General features: G+C 54.2%; 2 protein-coding genes. Both read left to right on the plus strand.

Features of this window, described 5'->3' with window-relative positions; genetic code table 11:
- Positions 1 to 367, plus strand: a 367-nt coding sequence (locus tag PWJ82_RS09475; RefSeq protein ID WP_274736427.1) for a transposase, incomplete at its 5' end; no start/stop codon positions are given.
- Positions 367 to 970: IS3 family transposase (locus PWJ82_RS09480; protein WP_274736429.1), on the plus strand; the 604-nt coding region annotated here is incomplete at its 3' end. The genes PWJ82_RS09475 and PWJ82_RS09480, both read left to right, overlap by 1 nt.

Raw genomic sequence — 970 nt, forward strand, 5'->3', positions numbered from 1 at the left:
TGAAGCGTACTGGGTTTTGTTCCTACCTGTTTTTGAGAGGATTAGGAACATGTCTAGAAGGTATTCGCAAGAGTTTAAGGCCCGTGCGGTTCGGATGGTGGCTGGCCGTCTGGAGGCGGATGGTTCTTGTACTGTGTGGCAGGCGATCAGTCAGATAGCCCCGAAACTGGGGATAGCGAATGAATCGTTACGGCGCTGGTATAACCAAGCACAAATCGATGACGGTAAGGCTCCTGGTATCACTCGTGAAGAACACTCCGAGATCAAGCGTCTAAAACGCGAGAATGCTGAGCTGCGGCGGGCTAATGAGATTTTGAAGACTGCTTCGGCTTTTTTCGCAGCCGAGCTCGACCGACCGGCCCGATGATGATTGCTTATATCGACAAATTTAAGCATCAATTCGGGGTCGAGCCGATATGCCGGACACTAAATACTCATCTTGCTAGCGGGTTCATCACCGCCCGCGGCTACAGGCTAGCCAAGAGCAGGCCTGCTAGCGCCAGAAGCATACGCGATGAGGTTTTGGTGGCTGAGGTTGAGCGTATTCACGCCGAGAATTATTCAGTTTACGGGGTACGTAAAATGTGGCACGCGATGATTCGGGCTGGCTGGGATGTTGGCCGTGACCAGGTCGCCAGACTCATGCGTCTAGCCGGCGTAAAAGGCGTTCGGCGCGGCCGTAACCCCGTTACTACCAGGCCCGCGCCGTCCCCTGATAGGCGTCCTGATCTGGTTCAAAGGCATTTCAAGGCCGATGCCCCAAACAGGTTGTGGGTAGCCGACATCACCTACGTTAGAACCTTGTCCGGGTTCGTTTACACAGCATTCGTCACCGACGTGTTTAGCCGCAAGATCGTTGGCTGGTCCACCCGGTCGACTATGTCCACTGAGGCGTTACCGTTAGAGGCCTTAGAACAGGCAATCAACAGCGCTAAAGACAATCTGGCAGGGCTAATCCATCACGCCGATC

This window comes from Actinotignum schaalii (genome assembly GCF_028864145.1).
Lineage (GTDB): Bacteria > Actinomycetota > Actinomycetes > Actinomycetales > Actinomycetaceae > Actinotignum > Actinotignum schaalii_B.